The 20,629-nt window shown below is 53.6% G+C and carries 17 protein-coding genes and 1 other annotated feature; of the genes, 13 read left to right on the plus strand and 4 right to left on the minus strand.

The genetic code is table 11. The annotated features are described in order from the left end of the window. Positions 1-111 precede the first annotated feature (111 nt). Both KNP79_RS00135 and KNP79_RS00140 read left to right on the plus strand, forming a co-directional pair. Complete coding sequence (locus KNP79_RS00135) at positions 112-1,896, plus strand: methyl-accepting chemotaxis protein (RefSeq protein ID WP_215190841.1); 1,785 nt, start codon at positions 112-114, stop codon at positions 1,894-1,896. Between the two features lie 3 nt (positions 1,897-1,899). Further along, complete coding sequence (locus tag KNP79_RS00140; protein WP_215190842.1) at positions 1,900-2,196, plus strand: hypothetical protein; 297 nt, start codon at positions 1,900-1,902, stop codon at positions 2,194-2,196. A 115-nt stretch (positions 2,197-2,311) separates the two neighbouring features. On the opposite strand, the gene zupT is transcribed toward KNP79_RS00140, so the two are convergent. After that, positions 2,312-3,166 carry a zinc transporter ZupT gene (gene zupT / locus KNP79_RS00145; RefSeq protein ID WP_215190843.1) on the minus strand — a complete coding sequence of 285 codons (855 nt, stop codon included), beginning with the start codon at positions 3,164-3,166 and terminating at the stop codon, positions 2,312-2,314. Positions 3,167-3,384: 218 nt separating this feature from the next. Between zupT and secD the strand changes: the two genes are divergently transcribed. The 9 genes from secD (at position 3,385) to KNP79_RS00190 (ending at position 15,963) form a co-directional block, all read left to right on the plus strand. Continuing rightward, positions 3,385-4,686, plus strand: coding sequence for a protein translocase subunit SecD (gene secD / locus KNP79_RS00150; RefSeq protein ID WP_200881475.1), 1,302 nt, complete (start codon positions 3,385-3,387; stop codon positions 4,684-4,686). Next, positions 4,676-5,599 (plus strand): protein translocase subunit SecF, encoded by a 924-nt coding sequence (gene secF, locus KNP79_RS00155; RefSeq protein ID WP_215190844.1) that lies wholly within the window; start codon positions 4,676-4,678, stop codon positions 5,597-5,599. The genes secD and secF overlap by 11 nt, the downstream gene beginning before the upstream one ends. Before the next feature lie 102 nt (positions 5,600-5,701). Next, on the plus strand, positions 5,702-7,993 hold the full coding sequence (recJ, locus tag KNP79_RS00160; RefSeq protein WP_215190845.1) for a single-stranded-DNA-specific exonuclease RecJ: 2,292 nt from the start codon (positions 5,702-5,704) through the stop codon (positions 7,991-7,993). 1 nt (position 7,994) lies between these two features. Further along, positions 7,995-8,513, plus strand: a complete 519-nt coding sequence (locus KNP79_RS00165) for an adenine phosphoribosyltransferase (protein WP_034776883.1) — start codon at positions 7,995-7,997, stop codon at positions 8,511-8,513. Positions 8,514-8,757: 244 nt separating this feature from the next. After that, positions 8,758-10,890: a RelA/SpoT family protein gene (locus KNP79_RS00170; protein WP_371743396.1), complete on the plus strand. Its 2,133-nt coding sequence runs from the start codon at positions 8,758-8,760 to the stop codon at positions 10,888-10,890. A 16-nt stretch (positions 10,891-10,906) separates the two neighbouring features. Next, positions 10,907-11,350 carry a D-aminoacyl-tRNA deacylase gene (gene dtd / locus KNP79_RS00175; RefSeq protein WP_034776885.1) on the plus strand — a complete coding sequence of 148 codons (444 nt, stop codon included), beginning with the start codon at positions 10,907-10,909 and terminating at the stop codon, positions 11,348-11,350. Positions 11,351-11,388: 38 nt separating this feature from the next. After that, positions 11,389-11,624 (plus strand) — a binding site (T-box leader). 39 nt (positions 11,625-11,663) lie between these two features. Then, positions 11,664-12,944: a histidine--tRNA ligase gene (gene hisS, locus KNP79_RS00180; protein ID WP_214797086.1), complete on the plus strand. Its 1,281-nt coding sequence runs from the start codon at positions 11,664-11,666 to the stop codon at positions 12,942-12,944. Continuing rightward, the gene (gene aspS / locus KNP79_RS00185) at positions 12,941-14,713 is read left to right on the plus strand and encodes an aspartate--tRNA ligase (RefSeq protein ID WP_214797085.1); all 1,773 of its coding nucleotides are present in this window, start codon (positions 12,941-12,943) and stop codon (positions 14,711-14,713) included. The genes hisS and aspS overlap by 4 nt, the downstream gene beginning before the upstream one ends. A 116-nt stretch (positions 14,714-14,829) precedes the next feature. Further along, on the plus strand, positions 14,830-15,963 hold the full coding sequence (locus tag KNP79_RS00190) for a hypothetical protein (RefSeq protein WP_215190846.1): 1,134 nt from the start codon (positions 14,830-14,832) through the stop codon (positions 15,961-15,963). Between the two features lie 335 nt (positions 15,964-16,298). Here KNP79_RS00190 and KNP79_RS00195 read toward each other — a convergent pair whose 3' ends face one another. After that, a complete protein-coding gene (locus KNP79_RS00195; RefSeq protein WP_215190847.1) occupies positions 16,299-16,481 on the minus strand; it encodes a hypothetical protein in 183 nt (60 codons plus the stop codon). Continuing rightward, positions 16,478-16,828 carry an iron-sulfur cluster biosynthesis family protein gene (locus tag KNP79_RS00200; RefSeq protein WP_034776892.1) on the minus strand — a complete coding sequence of 117 codons (351 nt, stop codon included), beginning with the start codon at positions 16,826-16,828 and terminating at the stop codon, positions 16,478-16,480. The genes KNP79_RS00195 and KNP79_RS00200 overlap by 4 nt, the downstream gene beginning before the upstream one ends. Before the next feature lie 119 nt (positions 16,829-16,947). On the opposite strand from KNP79_RS00200, the gene KNP79_RS00205 reads away from it, so the two are divergent. Continuing rightward, the gene (locus KNP79_RS00205) at positions 16,948-18,660 is read left to right on the plus strand and encodes an ABC transporter ATP-binding protein (RefSeq protein WP_215190848.1); all 1,713 of its coding nucleotides are present in this window, start codon (positions 16,948-16,950) and stop codon (positions 18,658-18,660) included. A gap of 88 nt (positions 18,661-18,748) precedes the next feature. Then, a complete protein-coding gene (locus KNP79_RS00210; RefSeq protein WP_215190849.1) occupies positions 18,749-19,783 on the plus strand; it encodes a zinc-binding dehydrogenase in 1,035 nt (344 codons plus the stop codon). Between the two features lie 46 nt (positions 19,784-19,829). Here the strand turns inward: KNP79_RS00210 and KNP79_RS00215 are convergent, their stop codons facing one another. Next, positions 19,830-20,474: a YczE/YyaS/YitT family protein gene (locus KNP79_RS00215; protein WP_214797081.1), complete on the minus strand. Its 645-nt coding sequence runs from the start codon at positions 20,472-20,474 to the stop codon at positions 19,830-19,832. Between the last annotated feature and the right edge of the window lie 155 nt (positions 20,475-20,629).

Consider the following 20,629-nt stretch of genomic DNA (forward strand, 5'->3'; position numbering starts at 1 on the left):
ACTTCGTCAATCCGACGAATCATCCACCTTATTTCCAAAAATCAAATTGAATCGTGAAAACGTTTGCATTATCGTCAAGTTGAGAAGAATTGGAAAGAAGGAGAAGAGAACATGGATGTGAAACGATTGCTACGCCCACTCAAAAAATGGAAGGTACGGCGTCGCCCTGACCGCGTGAAAGGACGCTCGTCGATGCGCCGTAAGATGGCAATGGCGCTCGTGCCGACACTGATCGCCTTATTGATCGTCGGTGCGCTCGGCTCGTATCAATTACAGAACGCGACGTCAGAGTATGACCGGGTCTTGAACGAGCGGCTCCAAGATATGCTCGTCGCCGAAGATTTGGCGTTGACCGTGACCGATGCCGAGCGTTATTTGAACTACTACCTGCTCGTCTCGAACCCGAAAACGTTGATCAGCCTTGAGGCTTCCCAAACGAAACGGGACGAATTGATGGATACGCTCCAACAGTCGACAGAAGATCCGAAAGTGCTCGCCTGGCTCGATGATCTCGAGAAATTCAATCAACATCTCGACACGGAGATGGCGCGCGTCATCGACCTCCGACAGCAGCAAGACGAAATCGGATACAAGACAGTGCTCAATACGAGCGTGACACCGACGACGGATCGTGTCCGAATGACGGTGACCGACCTCGTCACGTATCAAGGCGAAGCGCTCGCCGCTGAGTCGGAAGCGGTCCAGGCGAGTGCCGGGCAATCGATCATCTGGATGGTCGTCATCAGCATCATCGGCGTCGCTGTCGGTCTACTTTCACTAGTAGCCCTCCAAAAGCTGTTCTTGAAGCCGATCAATCGACTCGTCAGCGAAGCGCGCGTCGTTGCCGAAGGAGACTTGACCGGAGACGATATCGAGGTCGGTTCAAACGATGAGCTCGGTGACCTCGTCACGGCGTTCAACGATATGAAACGGAACCTCGTCGGCCTGATTCGCCAAGTCGGGGCAGCCTCGGATAAAGTGACGGCCTATTCGGAAGAGCTGTACGCCAGTACGGACCATGTCGCCACGACGACGCAAGGCGTGGCCGGCCTGTTCGAACAGATGAACCTCGGCGCCCAAGTATCGGCGAAACGGGCCGAGGAAGGGACGTCCGGCGTCAACCAAGCCGTCGTCGGCTTGAACCAGATCGCCGCGGCCTCGCAAGGCGTGAACGAACAGACGATCCATACGCTCGAAGCGGCGAGTGGGGGACTTGAGACAATCCAGTTGGCCGAACGACAAATGCGTGAGATTCAACAAGCGAACGACTTGACGCAACAGATGGTCAAGCGTTTGTCGAACCAGTCGCTCGAGATCGAGAAAATCACTCGCTCAATCACCGCCATCACGGAACAGACGAACCTGCTCGCCCTAAATGCCGCGATTGAAGCGGCCCGGGCCGGTGAACACGGGAAAGGGTTTGCCGTCGTCGCGGCCGAGGTCCGAAAACTCGCCGAAGAATCGAAACAGTCGGCCAAACAGATTCAAGCGGTCGTCGTCGACATTCAGCGCGACACGTCGGAAGTCGAAGCGGCGTTCGACGTCACAAGCCAGCATGTGACGAGCGGCGTCACCCAAATGGGAGAAGTCGCCGGTGCGTTCCGTGAGATCGTCTCTGTCATTCAAGAGACGTCTCGTCAAATGAGTGAGATCGCGGCGGCGACGGAAGAAGTGAGCGCGAACACGACCGAGGTAGCGGTCTCGGTCGAGGATATGTCGACGAATGCCGTGTCGACGCAACGAAGCGTGGAAGAAGCAGGCGCGAACGTCGAAGAACAACTCGCCGCCATTCAAGAAATCAATGGCATCGCCGAGACGATGAGCCATATGTCGGTCGAATTGAAAGACCTCGTGCATTTGTTTAAGACGTCGACTACTCCATCTCAAGAGGTCTGAAAGGTGAACCATACACTTGCATGGATTGAGATATTACTCGATCAAACGGCGAGTGATGCAGAAAGGGACGACGCTGCCATGGATTTAGGGTTTTCCTTAAATGAAGAGGCGGTGGAGATTGCATTATTGACCGTTGCAAATGATGAGACGGTTGATGAAATGATTCGAGCAAGTTGCGGAGAATCGCTGGCGCAAATCTGGATTGCACATAACCAAGTAAGTCGTGAAAAGTTATCATTACTGACGGGAATCGCCTTGGGAGAAGCAATAAGCATGATTAAAAGTGAAAACATGGAATAGTAGATTTGTATTTCATAATTGTTGTACCTAATTGAACTCAAGTTGTAAAAAGAGGCCGTGGACACAATCGATTCGTGTCCACGGCCTCTTAAAATTTCATGAATTACTCAGTTCGTTACATTAACAAAATTAGGCTTGTCGCCATCACAATCATCCCGGCGACCATGCCGTACATGGCGTGGTGGGCCCGTCCGTATTCACGGGCAGCCGGAAGGAGTTCGTCGAGCGAGATGAACACCATGATACCGCCAACGGCCGCGAATAAGAGGCCGAACACTGTATCGTTCAAGAACGGCATAAGAATCAGGAATCCAATTAACGCTCCGGCTGGCTCGGCCAGACCGGACAAGAAAGACAGTTTCAACGCCTTTTTTCGTGACCCGGTCGCATAATAGATTGGGACCGAGACGGCAATCCCTTCTGGAATGTTATGCAACGCAATGGCGATGGCGATGGCGAGTCCGACGGCCGGATCATCGAGCGCCGACACGAATGTCGCCAATCCTTCTGGAAAGTTGTGAATCCCAATTGCGAGAGCCATGAAGACACCCATTTTTTGCAGGCGTTGCTTCGTCTCGGTGTTGATTGGTGTTTGCTCCGTCGCCGTCGTCGCTAATTCGTGAGAAGACGCATCGTTCTGCATCGACTCGACGAATTTGACCTCATGCGGGTTTTCAGGAGATGGGATAAACTTGTCAATTAACCCGATTACGAGCATGCCGGTGAAGAATGCAAGGACGGTGTAAATCGTTCCTTGTTGCTGACCGTGGGCACCGACGAGCTCGGTCAACGCTTTCGGGAAAATCTCGACGAAGGATACGTAAATCATGACCCCTCCTGAGAAACCAAGGGATACCGACAAGAAGGCCGTGTTGGTCCGTTTGGCGAAGAAAGCGATCATACTTCCAATCCCTGTCGCGAGTCCAGCGAACAGTGTGAGTAAAAATGCAAACAGAATCGTGCTATCCATTGGAAAGGACTCCTTTACGTATAATGTAAGTTGATAATCACATCATAGCTCAAGTTTTGCCCTAATGCAACTTTTAGTCGTATGCGCAAAAGACCGTGGGAAATCAACGCTCCCGTGTTACAATTTTAGGAAAACGATTGATAAATGTTTAGAATATTTGTAATGTTAACGAGAGAAGTTTTTTTACGAGAACATGTGTTTAGAAAGGAATTTGTCGTATGTACAAAAAAGGGAATATCGCGATCTTTGCGGTCATCATGATTGCAACGATCCTGCTCGCCGCCTTGTCGACGCCATGGGTCGTCAAGAACACGAACCTCGGCCTCGATCTTAAAGGCGGGTTCGAAGTGCTGTACGAAGTCCAGCCGCTCGAAGACGGCGATGTCATCGATCAATCAGCGATGAATGCAACCGTTCGCGCCATCAACAACCGTGTCAACGTCCTCGGTGTCTCGGAACCGGACATCCGGATTGAAGATGAGAATCGCATCCGCGTCCAACTCGCTGGCGTAGAGAATCAAAACGACGCCCGTGAAGTGCTCTCGTCGACCGCCCAGCTCACGTTCCGCGATGTGGATGATAACGTCCTCCTTGACGGGAAAGACCTCGCTCCGCGTGGCGCAGCACTCAGCTATGACCCACAAGGCAACCCGGTCGTTGAACTGACGTTGCAATCGGCGGACCAGTTCGGTGAAGTCACGTCGCAAATTGCCCAGCGTCCGGCACCGGAAAACCGGCTCGTCATCTGGCTTGATTATGAAGAAGGCGACACGTACGCCGAAGAGATTCAAAAAGAGAACTCGAAGATCGTGTCGGATGCATCCGTCACGTCTCCGATCCTATCGGATAAAGCCATCATCTCAGGTGGCGGCATCGATGCCGAGAGTGGTCAACGTCTCGCTGACATCTTGAACGCCGGGGCGCTCCCGGTCAAACTTGAAGAAATCTATTCGACGTCGGTCTCGGCCCAGTTCGGTCAAGACGCGCTCGACAAGACCGTGTTCGCGTCTCTCATCGGGATCGCAGCCATCTTCTTGTTCATGTTGTTCTTCTATCGTTTACCCGGTCTCGTCTCGATCATCACGCTCATTTTGTATATCAATTTGATTATGTTGTTCTTTAACGGCATTAACGCCGTCTTGACGCTCCCTGGGATTGCCGCTCTCGTCCTCGGTGTCGGGATGGCGGTCGATGCGAACATCATCACGGCCGAGCGCATCAAGGATGAACTCCGGTCAGGGAAGTCGGTCCTCTCGGCATTCCGTGCCGGGAACCGGCGCTCGCTCAGTACGATCATCGATGCCAACTTGACGACCCTCATCTCGGCAGCGGTCTTGTTCTATTTCGGGACGAGCTCGGTCCGTGGGTTCGCCATCATGCTCATGATCTCGATTGCGATGACGTTCATCTCGAACGTCTTCATCTCGCGTTATTTGATGCACCTCCTCGTCTCGAGTCGTCTGTTCGACAAACGAAAAGGCTGGTTTGGTGTGAAGGAGAGTGAAATCCGTGAACTTTAAGCTCACTGAATTAAACTATGTGAAACATATGCGCACGATGTTCATCGTCTCGTGTGCCGTCGTCATCATCGGTCTCGGCATCTTGTTCTTCCGTGGCTTGAACCTCGGGATTGACTTCGCATCCGGTACCCGGGTCGAAGTGTTGACCGAATCACAAGTATCGCAAGAAGAATTGGCGTCGGCATTTGAAGAAGCCGGTGTCGATGAAGAGATTTCGTCGGTCCAATACGCGGAAGGCGGAACGCTCGCCAACGTGACGTTCGTCGGCCAGCTCGCTCAAGACGAAGTCGCGTCGGTGAAGACCGTGTTCACGGAAACGTTCGGGAACGACCCGAACATCAGCACCGTGTCGGCCGAAGTCGGCCGTGATATCGCTCGGAATGCCATCTATGCGGTCGCACTCGCGTCGCTCGGGATTATCCTCTATATCACGTTCCGCTTCCAATTCTCGTATGCGGTCGCAACGGTCGTCGCCATGCTTCACGATGCGTTCTTCATGATCGTGGCGTTCTCGATTTTCGGTATCGAGGTCAACTTGTACTTCGTCGCCGCCATCTTGACGATCATCGGTTACTCGGTCAACGATACGATTGTCACGTTCGACCGCGTCCGTGAGAACATCCAAGCGTATGAGAAAGAACGGAAAATCAAATCGATGGACGTGTATCGTGACATCGTCAACACGTCGATTCAAGAGACGATTGTCCGCTCGGTCAACACGGTCGTCACCGTGCTCTTGACGGTCATCGCCTTGTACGTGTTCGGTGCCGAGTCAATCCGTGGTTTCTCAATCGCGTTGCTCATCGGTCTCGTCATGGGGATGTACTCATCGATTTTCATCGCCTCGTACTTGTGGATGCTCCTCAAAGGCATGTCGCTCAACAAAAAGAAAGAAACCGCCCCAGAGGCGTAACAGCAGGTCTCCCGCATCGTTCGGGGGACCTTTTTTGAATGTCAAGACGGCACTTCACTCGCTCGTTCTGATATAATCAACAATTGATTGGAGTGAAGGACTATGTATCATGCAAAGAAACGATGGGTGTATCCGGAGACGGATACGGCCGCGGTTGAACAGCTACAGACAGAATTGAATATATCGGAGCAGCTCGCGACGCTCCTCATGCAGCGGGGGCACCGTGACGTCGAGGCGGCGAAGGCGTTCCTGCACATCGAGGACGAGTTGACGTTCCACGATCCGTACTTATTTGAACAGATGAACAAAGTCGTTGACCGTTTGAAACGCGCGGCCGATGACGGGGAGATGGTGCTCATCTACGGCGACTATGACGTCGATGGTGTCAGCGCCTCGGCCGTCATGTGGCACGCCTTGACCGAGATCGGTGTCATGGCGGAATGTTATATCCCGAACCGGTTCACGGAAGGATACGGTCCGAACAAAGAGGCGTTCAGCTGGGCCGCGGGTGAAGGGTTCACGCTCATCATCACGGTCGACTGTGGGATCTCAGGAATCGAAGAGGCGGCGCTCTTAAAAGAGCTCGGTGTCGATTTGATCATCACCGACCACCACGAACCGAAAGAGACGCTCCCAGATGCATTCGCCATCATCCATCCTCACATCGATCCGTCATATCCGTATGACAAGCTCGCCGGGGCAGGCGTCGCACTCAAAGTGGCCCATGCCGTGCTCGGACGGATGCCGGAAGAGTTGCTCGACTTGGCCGTGCTCGGCACGATTGCCGACCTCGTCCCGCTCGACGGGGAGAACCGTTTGCTCGCGAAGCTTGGTCTGAAGGCGCTCGATGACTCAAAACGTCCAGGCATTCTCGCGCTCCGCGAAGTGTGCGCATTGACGGACGGGACATTGAACGAAGAGTCGGTCGGTTTTGCGTTTGGACCGCGCATCAACGCTGCCGGTCGTCTTGACTCGGCGATGCCGGCGCTCCAAATGTTGCTCGCCGAGAGCGTCGAGGAAGCACTCGAATTGGCTCAAAAGCTCGACAAACAGAACAAAGAACGTCAAGACATCGTCAAGACGATCGCCAAAGAAGCGACGGAACTCGTCGAGGCCTCGATGACGGACGACCGCGTGCTCGTCGTCGCCAGCGAACGATGGAATCCGGGTGTCGTCGGGATCGTCGCCTCACGACTCGTCGAGGCGTACTATCGTCCGGTCATCCTGTTGTGCCACGACCCGAAAACAGGGAAGGCGAAGGGGTCGGGCCGTTCGATCGACGGTTTCGACTTGTTCAAAGAACTGTCGAAAAATGAAGACATCTTGCCGCACTTCGGCGGACACCCGGCCGCAGCCGGGATGACCTTGTTATCGGAGAACGTGGCCGAACTGCGCCGGCGTCTGAACGAACAGGCCGAATCGATTCCGGACGAGACGTTCGTCGCCCGCGTGAATGTCGACTTGAAACTTGACGTGAACGACGTTTCGCTCGATTTGATTGCAGAGATCGGCAAGCTCGCCCCGTTCGGGATGGGCAATCCATCACCGCGTGTCGTCGTAGCGGATGCGCGCCTGCGTGACATTCGTCAAATCGGGCGCGACAATACCCATTTGAAAGTCCAGCTCGCCGGGGACAAACGAGAGCTCGACGGGATTGGCTTCGGCTTCGGTCACGTCGTCTCCGAAATTTCGAAGATGGCCAACGTTTCGGTCATGGGCAGTCTGCAGGTCAATGAATGGAACGGGATGCGCAAGCCGCAGCTCATGATTCAAGACATCCGTGTCGACGGTTTCCAAGTGTTCGACTACCGAGGCAAGAAAAACTCGCTCGACGAATTGAAACAGCTTCCGGGCGAGACGACGTCGTTCGTATCATTCCAAGGCCGGGACGACTTCCCGCTCCACGACCTCAGCACGCCGCTCAAACCATTCGTCGTCCTGCTCGATTTGCCGGACGAGGAAGATGTGCTCGCGGACATGTTGACCGAAGACGTCGAGCGCGTGTACTGTGCGTTCGGACAAGGCGGCTCATTTTTTGAGAAGTTGCCGACGCGAGAAGATTTCCGAACATATTACGTCCACATGGCGACGTGCGAACGGAAAAACCTCCGCGAAAACTTGATTCGTTTGTCAATCGAGCGAAAATGGTCAAAAAATACGATTCAATTTATGCATCAAGTATTCTCTGAACTCGAATTTCTTGTTACAATGGAAGACGGACTGCCTGGAGTGAATCCAGAAGCGCCGAAACGTGATTTGACCGAAGCGCCATGTTATAAGCGCCGAGTCGGACGAGTCCAACTCGAGGAGCGTTTCATCTATGCGTCGTTGGCAGAACTGAAAGAGCGGTTACAATCATTGCGATCGAACAAGATGCAGGAGGCTTACACATAAAATGGATTTCAAACAGCATATTAAAGAAGTAGCGGATTACCCAAAAGAAGGGATCAGCTTCAAGGACATCACGTCACTCATGCAAGACGGCCCGGCCTATAAAAAAGCGGTCGACGAGCTCATCGCTTACGCACAGGAGCGCGGTGCTGAACTCATCGCCGGCCCTGAGGCACGCGGTTTCGTCGTCGGTTGCCCGGCAGCGTACGCACTTGAGCTCGGGTTCGTCCCGGTCCGTAAAGAAGGCAAGTTGCCACGTGAGACGGTTCGCGTCTCTTACGGACTCGAATACGGCACAGACATTTTGACGATGCACAAAGACTCGATCAAACCGGGCCAACAAGTCGTCATCTTAGATGACTTGCTCGCAACAGGCGGAACGATCGAAGCGACAATCAAAATGATTGAACAGCTCGGCGGCGTCGTCGCTGGGATCGGATTCTTAATCGAGCTTGATGGACTTGGTGGACGTGAGCGTCTCGAAGGATACGACGTGTTCTCACTCATCCGTTACGAAGATTAATCAAAGGGAAGCGATGGCTTCCCTTTTTTAAATAGTTTTTTAAGTAAAACAACCCACAACCTTTGACAGGTCGTCAGATTTTTTCGATAATAGTAAGTAAAATTAGAACAACCACGTACGTTAACTACTACCATGCTGCGACTTGTCCGAGTCGATTGGAGCGGTAAGAAAAAGGGTGTCGAATGTTATGACCAAAAAACAAATCGTAAGTATTGAGGACCTTCTCGACGCGCTCGGGGAGTATATGGGTGAAGACGAGATTGCCGAAGTAAGACGCGCTTACGAATACGCCAAACTGCATCATACCGGTCAGTTCCGACGTTCAGGCGAACCCTACATTCTGCATCCGGTCCAAGTGGCCGGTATTCTCGTTGATATCGGGTTAGACGCGACGACCATCATCGGGGCGCTCTTGCACGACGTCGTCGAGGATACGGACGTCACGCTCAAAGAACTCGCCGATGAGTTCGGTGTCGATGTGGCCATGCTCGTCGATGGAGTGACGAAGCTCGGTAAAATCAAATATAAATCGAAAAAAGAAGAACTCGCTGAGAATCACCGTAAAATGATTATCGCGATGGCAGAAGACGTGCGCGTCATCTTGATCAAGCTTGCCGACCGTCTGCACAACATGCGGACGCTTCAACATATGCCGAAAGAGAAACAAGTGCAAAAGGCGGAAGAGACGCTCGAAATCTTCGCCCCGCTCGCCCACCGGATGGGGATCTCGACGATCAAATGGGAGCTCGAGGATATCTCGTTACGTTATATCAACCCGCAGCAATACTATAAGATCGTCTCAATGATGAAACAGAAGCGGACCGAACGGGAAGCGCTCGTCACATCGGTCATCACGGAAGTGAACACCGTCCTCGAGGACGTGAGCATCGAGGCCGACGTCAACGGTCGTCCGAAGCATATCTACTCGATCTATAACAAGATGGTGAAGCATAAAAAAGAGTTCAATGAAATTTATGACTTGATGGCCGTCCGAATCATCGTCGATTCGATTCGCGACTGTTACGCCGTCCTCGGCATCATCCACACGCAATATAAGCCGATGCCAGGCCGGTTCAAAGACTACATCGCCATGCCGAAACCGAACATGTATCAGTCGCTCCACACGACGGTGATCGGACCGAAGGGTGAGCCGCTCGAAGTGCAAATCCGTACGAAGGACATGCACTTCATCGCCGAGTTCGGGATTGCCGCGCACTGGGCCTATAAAGAAGGAAAGAGTGTCGCGACGAACGGGTTCGATGAAAAAATCGCCCATCTGCGCGAGATTTTAGAGCTACAAAAAGATACGACCGACGCTGAGGAGTTCATGGAATCGCTCAAAGTCGATTTCTTCAGCGATATGCTCTACGTCTTCACACCGAAAGGGGACGTCTTCGAGTTACCGAAAGGCTCGGTCCCGATCGATTACGCCTACCGCATCCATACCGAAATCGGTCACCGGATGACGGGCGCGAAAGTGAACGGACGGATGGTGCCGCTCGACCATAAACTCGAGACGGGTGACATCATCGAGATCATCACGTCGAAACACAGCTACGGGCCGAGCAAGGACTGGCTCAAACTAGCCGTCTCGAGCCAAGCGAAGAACAAGATTCGCCAATGGTTCAAGCGCCAACAGCGTGAAGAGAACGTCGAGAAAGGCAAAGAGCTCGTCGACGTCGAAATCAAGAAGCTCGGTTTCGAACCGAAAGAAGTGATCGATGACCAGTCGCTTGCCGTCGTCGTCGAGAAGTTCAACTTCGGGAACGAAGAAGAGATGTACGCCGCGGTCGGGTATCATGGCATCACGGCGGCGCAAGTCGCCCACAAGTTGACGGAGAAGCAGCGGAAAGAACCGAAACTTGAACTGTCGGACGCGATCAACGAATTGAAAGTCAGTCAGTCACCGAAGAAGAAGACGGCCGAGGCCGGCGTCTCGGTGAAAGGGATCGACAATATGCTCATCCGCATGAGCCGATGCTGTAACCCGGTACCGGGCGACGAAATCGTCGGGTATATCACGCGCGGACGCGGCGTGTCGATTCACCGGAAAGACTGCTTGAACATCATCAATGAGCAGCATCCGGAGCGGCTCCTCACGGTCGAGTGGGAAGCCGGGCAAGCAAAAGAGAAGAACTATAACGTTGACATCGAGATCACAGGCTACGACCGTTCAGGGCTCTTGAACGACGTGCTTCAAGCCGTCTCGGCGACGAACACGAACATCGTGGCGGTGAGCGGGCGCGGGGACCAGAACAAACAGGCCCGCATCTCGATGACGATCTCGATTCCGAACGTGAACCATCTGCAAAAAGTCGTCGACCGGATCAAGCAAATCTCGGACGTGTACTCGGTCAGCCGAGTCATGATGACGTAACGAAAGGAAGATTTCAGTGCGTGTATTGTTGCAACGAGTGAAACAAGCCTCGGTCACCGTCGACGCGGAGACGGTCGGCCAAATCGAGGCCGGCTATCTGCTCCTCGTCGGGGTGACCCACGAGGACACCGAGACGGAAGTAAACTGGCTCGCCGACAAGGTGGCCGGACTCCGTGTCTTTGAGGACGCGGACGAGAAGATGAACCTATCGATTCAAGACGTCGACGGGAAAGTATTGTCCGTATCACAGTTCACGCTGTACGGCGACACGCAGAAAGGCCGTCGTCCCGCGTTCACGCAAGCAGCGAAGCCGGACATCGCCGAACGTCTTTACGAGAAGTTCAACGAGCGTTTGCGGACGCACGGGCTCGTCGTCGAGACCGGACAGTTCGGGGCGATGATGGACGTCGCACTCGTCAATGACGGACCGGTCACGCTCATGCTCGAAAAAAACGCTTGACAGAAGCGGGCACGATTCGGCATCATGAACCATATAACCTAACACCTGCGATAAAGAAGAGTACGGTCACCCCACCAGCAAAGAGAGCGATGCCTAGGCTGAAAGCATCGACTGGATGATGACCCGAACGACACTTTGGAGGTGCTTCCTTGAACGCTTAGTAGGGGGAGCCGTTTCATCGGGCGTTAACCGATTTCGAGTGGCAGAGTTTCAAGCATTGGCTCTGCAACGAGGGTGGTACCACGGGAAACTTTAACAGGCTCTCGTCCCTTTGCGGACGAGGGCCTTTTTGTATTCTAAGGAGGGAAATTGGATGAAAGCACCACGCGGCACACAAGACCTGCTTCCGGGCACGGTCGAGACGTGGCAGTATGTCGAAGAGAAACTACGCGACATCAGCGCCCGTTACAACTATAAAGAGATTCGTACCCCGATTTTTGAAACGACCGACCTATTCACAAGAAGCGTCGGCGAGACGACGGACATCGTCCAAAAAGAGATGTTCACACTCGTCAAGAAAGGCAAGGACGAGTATACGCTCCGTCCGGAAGGGACGGCCTCGGTCGTCCGCGCCTTCGTCACGAACAAGCTGTTCGGTAGCCCTGACCAGCCGACGAAACTGTATTACATGGGACCGATGTTCCGCTACGAACGTCCACAAAAAGGACGGTTCCGCCAACTGCACCAATACGGTGTCGAGGCGATCGGCAGTAGCGACCCAGCCGTTGACGCCGAGGTCATCAGCCTCGCCTACACGATTTACAAATCGTTCGGGCTTAAAAAAATCAAAGTCGTCGTCAACTCGCTCGGTGACGCCGAGAGCCGCAACGCTCACCGCGAAGCGCTCATCCGTCACTTCGAGCCGGTCCAAGACGAGTTATGCCAAGATTGCCAGACGCGGCTTCACCAGAACCCGCTTCGCGTCCTCGACTGTAAAGTCGACCGCGACCACCCGTCGATGAAATTGGCACCATCGATTCTCGACTTCTTGAACGAAGAGTCGAAGACGTACTTCGAGAAAGTCCTCGCACACTTGGACGCGCTCGGTGTCGCCTACGAGGTCGACCCGACGCTCGTCCGTGGTCTCGACTACTACACGCACACGGCGTTCGAGATCATGTCGGAAGCAGAAGGCTTCGGCGCCATCACGACGCTTTGCGGCGGTGGACGCTATAACGGTCTCGTCCAAGACATCGGCGGACCGGACATGCCGGGCATCGGCTTCGGGATCGGGCTCGAGCGACTCATCCTCGCTCTTGAGAACGAAGGAGTACTTCCTGAACTCGAGACGGGACTTGACGTCTTCGTCGTCGCCCAAGGCGGCACGGAAGTCGAAGTGACGGCGACACGCCTGTTGCAACTGCTTCGCAGCGAAGGCTTCAAGGCGGACCGCGATTACCTCGGCCGCAAGTTCAAAGGCCAATTCAAACAAGCCGACCGCTTGAACGCGAAGTTCACCGTCATCCTCGGAGACGATGAAGTCGAACGCGGCTCAGCTTCCCTCAAGGTCATGGCGACCGGGGAACAAGTCGACGTGCCGCTCTCGGCCGTCGCAGACAAAATTCGTGAACTATCGGAAGGAGCAGGACAATGATTGGACGCACACATATGAACGGCCGCGTGACAGAGTCACTCATCGGCCAAGAGGTACAACTTAAAGGATGGGTACAAAAACGTCGCGACCTCGGAGGCCTCATCTTCATCGACCTTCGTGACCGCACAGGCATCGTCCAAGTCGTCGTTCGCCCGGAAAACGAAGCGGTGCACCAGCTCGCCGAATCGATTCGCAGCGAATACGTGCTCGATATCAAAGGGACAGTCCTCGAACGTGAGAACAAGAACCCGAACATGCCGACCGGAAACGTCGAAGTCATCGCTTCAGAGATTAACATCTTGAACGCGGCGAAGATGACACCGATCCCAATCGGTGACGAGGCCGAGAACGTATCGGAAGACCTCCGTCTCAAATACCGTTACCTTGACCTCCGTCGTCCGGCGCTCCAAGAGACGTTCCGTCTCCGTTCGAAGGCGTCGAACACGATTCGTAACTTCTTGACGGAAGAGGAGTTCCTCGAAGTCGAGACGCCGATTTTGACGAAATCGACACCAGAAGGCGCGCGTGACTATCTCGTCCCAAGCCGTGTCCACGGCGGCGAGTTCTACGCGCTCCCGCAATCACCACAGTTGTTCAAACAGCTCCTCATGGTGGCCGGGTTCGACCGTTACTTCCAAATCGCACGTTGCTTCCGTGACGAAGACCTTCGGGCCGACCGTCAACCGGAATTCACGCAAGTCGATATCGAGACGAGCTTCATGGACGTCGAAGACTTGATGGCGATGATGGAATCGATGATGGGGCAAGTCATGGAAGCGACGCTCGGTCGCACCGATACGCCGGCCCAGTTCGAGCGGATGACACACGAAGAAGCGATGCGCCGTTTCGGTTCAGACAAACCGGACACTCGTTTCGGTCTCGAACTCATCGACGTCGCCGACGCGGTCACGGGTGCCGGCTTCAAAGTATTCGATATGGCCCTCGAGTCAAACGGACAAGTCAAAGCGATCAACGTCAAAGGCGAGGCGGACAAGTTCTCGCGTAAAGACATCGACAAGCTTCAAGAGTTCACAGCCGTATACGGTGCCAAAGGCCTCGCTTGGCTCAAAGTGACGCCGGAAGGCTTGAACGGACCGATCGCCAAGTTCTTTGATGAGACGTACGCCCAGAAGTTGATGGAAGCGACGAACGCGGAAGCGGGCGACCTGCTCCTCTTCGTGGCGTCAAAACCGACTGTCGTCGCCGACAGCCTCGGCGCACTTCGCGTCAAACTCGGTCATGAGCTCGGTCTCATCGACGAGTCGAAGTTCAACTTCCTTTGGGTGACGGACTTCCCGCTCGTCACGTTCGAAGAAGAAGACGGCCGTTTCTACGCCAACCACCACCCGTTCACGATGCCAAACCGTGACGACCTCCACTTGCTTGAGACGGACCCAGCGAGCGTACGCGCACTCGCCTATGACCTCGTCTTGAACGGGTATGAGCTCGGCGGCGGATCGCAACGGATTTATGAGCGCGACATTCAAGAGCGCATGTTCAAATTGCTCGGCTTCACAGAACAAGAAGCGGTCGACCAGTTCGGCTTCTTGCTCGAAGCGTTCGAATACGGTACACCGCCACACGCAGGTATCGCCCTCGGTCTCGACCGTCTCGTCATGATCCTCGCGGGTCGTTCGAACCTTCGTGACACGATTGCCTTCCCGAAAACGGCGTCGGCGAGCGACTTGCTCACACAAGCACCAAGCCCGGTCGCGGATGCACAACTCGAGGAGTTGTCGATTCGGACAGCGGTGAAAGAGAAAAAATAATAGTTAGTCACAAGGACCCGTCACTTGGCGGGTCTTTTTGCGTATATGTGAATAAGTGGAAAGGTGATATAGTTATGGAATAAATTGTATGATGAAGATGGGGGAGCCGGGGAAGCATGAAACCAAGAAAAATTATTCGATCGATCGGGTTGGTGATTGGATTGACGACAATCTTAGCAGGATGTAATCAAGAAACGGAAGCGACGCCGAAAGTTGACCAGACCGTCGAGGAGGCTAAATCGGAAGATTCGGAAATGATTCGATTGCGTCCCGTTGCCGAGGACGCCTCAATCGGGGCAGTGAAGGACTATGACCTATCATCGTTCTTCCAACATAAAGTCGCGATGATTGCACCGGAGCATATGGTCGATGAACACATTGTCTATACGGATTCTGTCGGTGAAGTCGGCCATGAAATCTACGTGTATGATACGGAACAAGCAACTAATCGGTCGTTACATAAGACATCGAGAACAATTGGTAGTCTCGTCGGCATCAAAGATGAAATATTTTGGATTGAATACGAACTGACTGAAGACAATGGATATGCTTGGTCCATTTTCCGGATGAAGCTCGACGCATCGGAACTGACTGAACTGTATAACGGGGTCAGTATGTTCGAGACGCCCGTTCCTCATTTGAATGCATCGGATGATCGCGTTACATGGGTTGATTATGAGGCATCAGAAACGATGACGACGTCGGCGGTGATGCAGTATTTGTATGATACGGCCACGGTGGAAACGATTCAAACGTACACGCTTCAAGAAGGGGAGAAACGAGATGGCGAGTACGTATTCGATTACAGAGTTAGTGAGGACGGTGTCATCGTCCATCGAAGCTCATTCGCTAATGGGGAAAAGACGACAAAGTTAACCACGCTCGATGGAACGTTTGACGAAGACATGGGCGCGTTGGTCGACTTTGAAACAGGTGCGGACTATGTTGCTCTTGGAAAAGAAGGACGTGCCGATTTTGTAGGGCTGACGGGGGGAGCGAAACAGTTCCAACATAAAAGCACACAGTCAAAGATTACATTTGACTCATTTCGTTTCTTGCCGAATCAGCGAATCCTATTCCGTGAAGGCATGAATCGCTTATTAGTTGCGGATTTGAATGAAGCGACGGTCTCGTATTTGCCGAGTCGAGGCGGCACGACGTCCAAGCCGATCTATCGTGATGGCCAAATCGCCTATGCCGAACTTGGGGATGGCGGGTTGATTACGTTCTACACCATCGATGTGAACTGACATGGAAACCAAAAATCGTCACCTCCGGTTATGGAAGTGACGATTTTTGTTGCTTCATCTACTCGTTTTATGATTCGTCCGGCTTCTAGATTTGATTGATCGGAGGATCACCGTAGCGAGAAGAAGCAAAGCTAACATAAAACCGATATACGTCAGATTCACGAAAAGTGAAGATAAAGTATCTTCAAATCGGATGCTGAACCAAACCCATAGCCCTGTAATAAATACGCCCCAGAGCGCTGTCGGATAGTTAAGCATTTTGTTTTTAAACCACATGAGATATCTCCCTTTTTAGAAATTATATCATGTGGATTGGAATAAAAACCTTATATTCCCTAATTATCCATTCGTTTACTAGTCTGCTGAAGCGCGAACCCGAAAGCGAACAGCGAGGCGATCACGGCCGTCATCGTATAGACGGAGTCGGTGAAAGCGAGGTAGATGCCGAACAAGCCGAGCCCGAAGCTGAGGATGAACCACAGCCAGAGGCTCGGATGGTCTCGTAACGCCTGTTTCATCGGCTCGGGACGTTCAACTGGCAACCGGTCCCGTCGGTCACGAGCAAGTTCGAGTTGAATACTTGGCCGTTGCTCTTCAAGACGAGCGATCGTTTATCTTCGCGATAGTCGATGATCATGTCTTCGTCGAGAAACACTTTCGTCCAGTTCTTGATGAGGATAGGGCCGATGTTCGAATCAATCTCGACGTCTTCCGGTGTCGTTTCGGTCACGTAGCGAATCTCGAAGATGCCGCTATTGCCGCAGCCGCAACCTTCCGTCTCATAAAACAAATGCATCTGTCCCTTACGGTCGCCTTTTAAAGCGTCAATCCGCTCTTGGGCGCGTTCTGTAATTTGTACGTTCATTTGAATCAGCTCCTTATGTCTATTATACCGCGCTGGAAAAAAGATTGAAAAAGACGTGCTTCCCGTTTTCCACTTCCTGCAAAAAGGCGTAAACTATTTGTTTAGAAGGGGGAAACGACATGATCTCACGTTTTTTTAGTTATTACCGTCCACATAAGAAGTTATTCATCCTCGATTTCTCGTTCGCCATCCTCGTCGGTCTGCTCGAGCTCGGCTTTCCGCTCGCCGTGCAATGGTTCATCGACGATTTGTTGCCAGGTGGGGAATGGAACTGGATTATCATCATCAGCATCGGCTTGCTCATCCTTTACATACTCGCCATGATGATGCAGTACGTCGTCAACTATTGGGGGCATAAGCTCGGCATCAATATCGAGACCGATATGCGGGAAGAACTGTTCACCCATATCCATAAACAATCGTTCCGTTTCTTCGATAACCATAAGACCGGCCATTTGATGAGCCGGGTGACGAACGACTTGTTCGATATCGGCGAAGTGGCGCACCACGGGCCGGAAGATTTCTTCATCGCCATCATGACGCTGCTCGGTGCGTTCGGGATCATGTTCTCGATTGACCCGCAACTCGCGCTCGTGACGGTCGTCGCCGTGCCGTTCCTCGTCATCATGATCACGTATGCCAACAAGAACATGAACAAGGCGTGGCAAAAGATGTATACGAACATCGGCGAAGTGAACGCACGCGTCGAAGACAGCGTCTCTGGGGCACGCGTCGTCCAATCGTTCACGAACGAGACGTTCGAAATCAACCGCTTCCAAAAAGATAACAATTTTTATCGCGGCTCGAAAATCGAGGCGTATCGTGTCATGAGTAAGTCGCTCGCCGGGATTTACATCACGACGCGGCTCATGACGCTGCTCGTCCTTGTCTACGGCGCATATTTGACGTACCAAGGACAACTCTCATACGGTCAGCTCGTCGGGTTCATCCTCTATATGAACTTGCTCATCAAGCCGATCGAGAAAATCACGGCCCTCCTCGAGATGTACCCGAAAGGGATGGCGGGCTTCAAACGATTCACGCAACTCCTCGACGAGGCACCGGACATCGAGAACCGTCCGGATGCCGTCGACGTCACGGCACTGAAAGGCGACATCGCTTTCCAAAACGTCTCGTTCGGCTACTCGGACTATCGGCAAGTGTTGACCGACATCGACCTCGACATCAAGGCCGGAACGACGGTCGCCCTCGTCGGGACGAGTGGGGCCGGGAAGACGACAATCTGTTCGCTCATCCCACGTTTCTATGACGTGACGAGTGGGAAAATCACAATCGACGGCATGGACATCCGTGATATGACGAAAGAGAGTCTGCGCCGCCAAATCGGGATCGTGCAACAAGACGTGTTCTTGTTCGCCGGGACGCTCCGTGAGAATATCGCCTACGGAAAACTGGACGCGACCGACGCGGAGATTATGCATGCGGTCGAGAAGGCGCATTTGAACTCGCTCGTCGAGGAGCTCGAGCATGGTCTCGAGACGCAAATCGGGGAGCGAGGCTTGAAACTGTCGGGCGGTCAGAAACAACGGATCGCCATCGCCCGCATGTTCCTCAAAAATCCGCCAATCTTGATATTAGATGAGGCGACATCCGCGCTCGACACGGAGACGGAAGCAATTATTCAAGACTCGCTCAATGAACTCGCGGCCGACCGGACGACGCTCATCATCGCCCACCGTTTGGCGACGGTGAAAAATGCTGACCGCATCCTCGTCGTTACCGCTGACGGCATCGTAGAGGACGGGACGCACGATGAATTGAGCATGAAAGGCGGCGTGTTCGCCGGACTCTTGAGACGCCAACAATTATAAAAACGAGCAGCCACCGGATTTCCTGGTGGCTGTTGTACGTGAGAGGGTATAGACAGGAATATGGTTGTGATGAGGAGGAAAACAAGTGATGAAAGCAATACAGGTCATCGGTTACGGGGACGTCGATCAATTACAGGTCGTCGATGTCCCGATTCCGAGCCCGAAACAAGGGGAAGTGCTCGTGCGCGTGAAAGCGTGCGGGATTAACAATACCGAGATTTGGATGCGAGAAGGCGCGTATGGGACGGACAAAGAGTCGGGCTGGCGGCCGGAAGGGGTCCAATTCCCGCGTATTCCTGGTTCCGATATCACGGGTGAAGTCGTAGAGGTCGGCAGTGGGGTCGAGGAGACGATGGTCGGACGTCACGTCGTCCTATTCCCGTTCACATCGAGCGGGCCGGAAGGGGACGAGCATATCGCTGACGATATGTCGTTCATCGGCTCCGAGTACGACGGCGGATACGCCGAATATGTCGTCTGGCCGGCAGAGCTCTGTTTCGATATGCCGCTCGACAGTTTCGTTGACAGCGCCGTCTTCACGGTGAGCGGGTTGACGGCGTGGCATATGAACGAACAGATTGAGATTCAGCCGGGGCAGACGATCGTCGTCACGGGTGCGAGCGGTGGCGTCGGTTCGTTCAACGTCCAAATCGCGGCGAACGTGCATGGGGCGAACGTGTTCGCCATCGTCGGGGACTTGAAAGATGAAGCGAAGCTCAAGGAACTTGGGGCGGACCATGTCTTTTCATACCGCTCCGAGAGGCTTGCCGATGAGATTCTCGAGGCGAACGGAGGACCGGTCGATGCCGTACTCGACGTCGTCGGCGATGCCTTGTTCGCGACAGCGCTCAAGGTGTTGAAGAATGGCGGTAAGTTCTGTATTTCCGGTTCGGCCGGGGGGCAACAGACGAACCTCGACTTCCGGACGATGTATTTGAAACACATCACCATGTATGGTTCCGTGCTTGGCACACGCGCGGAGTTCCAAACGATGCTCGAGGCGATTAAAGCTGGTAAGGTCAGGCCGATCGTCGACCGGACGTTCCCGCTCGCTGAGGCACGGGATGCGCAGGCGTATTTCAAACAGCGCGGCAAGTTCGGAAAAATCGTCCTCGTCCCATAACGAAAAGAGAGGAAACCGGACGATGATGTCCGATTTCCTCTCTTTTTTATGCCGCCACTTTCGCCCGGTCGATGACCGAGACGAGACGCCGGAACTGTTCAAGCCAAAACTGGAAGAACGGACCGATCAAGAAAATCGACAGCAAAGTCCCGAAAAAGACAGGTCCGCCCAGTACCCAGCCGATGAGGCAAGCCGTCAGTTCCATCCACGTCCGCATCATGCGGACCGACGTGTTGAATCGGTCGGCCAAGGCGAGTGTCAATCCGTCCCGTGGGCCGGCTCCGTAGCCGATGGCGACGTACAAGCCGGCACCCATGCCGATGACGAAGATGCCGAGGACGAGCCAGGCGATATTGAGCGCGATGCCGTCCAGTTGCGGCAACCAGTGGCGCTCGAGAATCAAATTCATGAACACCCCGACGAAGACGGCGTTGACGAGCGTCCCGAACTGGGGCCGAATCCGGTCCAGTATGTACTTGCAGAAGACGAGCAAGAGACCGACGAGCAAGATGATCGTCCCGACGGAAATCGGTGTGTGGCGGGCGAGGCCGAGATGGAGCACGTCCCACGTCGACACGCCGAGGTCGGCCGTGATCATCATCGATGACCCGAGGGCGAGCAGGAATAGACCGCTCATGAACAACGTCCACTTCAAGCTGATTCGTAAAGATTGTACCCATACCGCGTGCATGTTCGTCGCCTCGATTCCCTAAAATGTTCCATCATCATATCATAGTTGGTTTCACGACAAGAAAAAAACGCTTCAGACGAAGTCCGAAGCGCTTTGCTCACTTTTTAGGTGTCGAAGCTTTTTTTGCTTTGTTCTTTTTATAGTAATCGTAGACG

It is taken from the genome of Exiguobacterium sp. s7 (genome assembly GCF_018618195.1).
GTDB lineage: Bacteria > Bacillota > Bacilli > Exiguobacteriales > Exiguobacteriaceae > Exiguobacterium > Exiguobacterium mexicanum_A.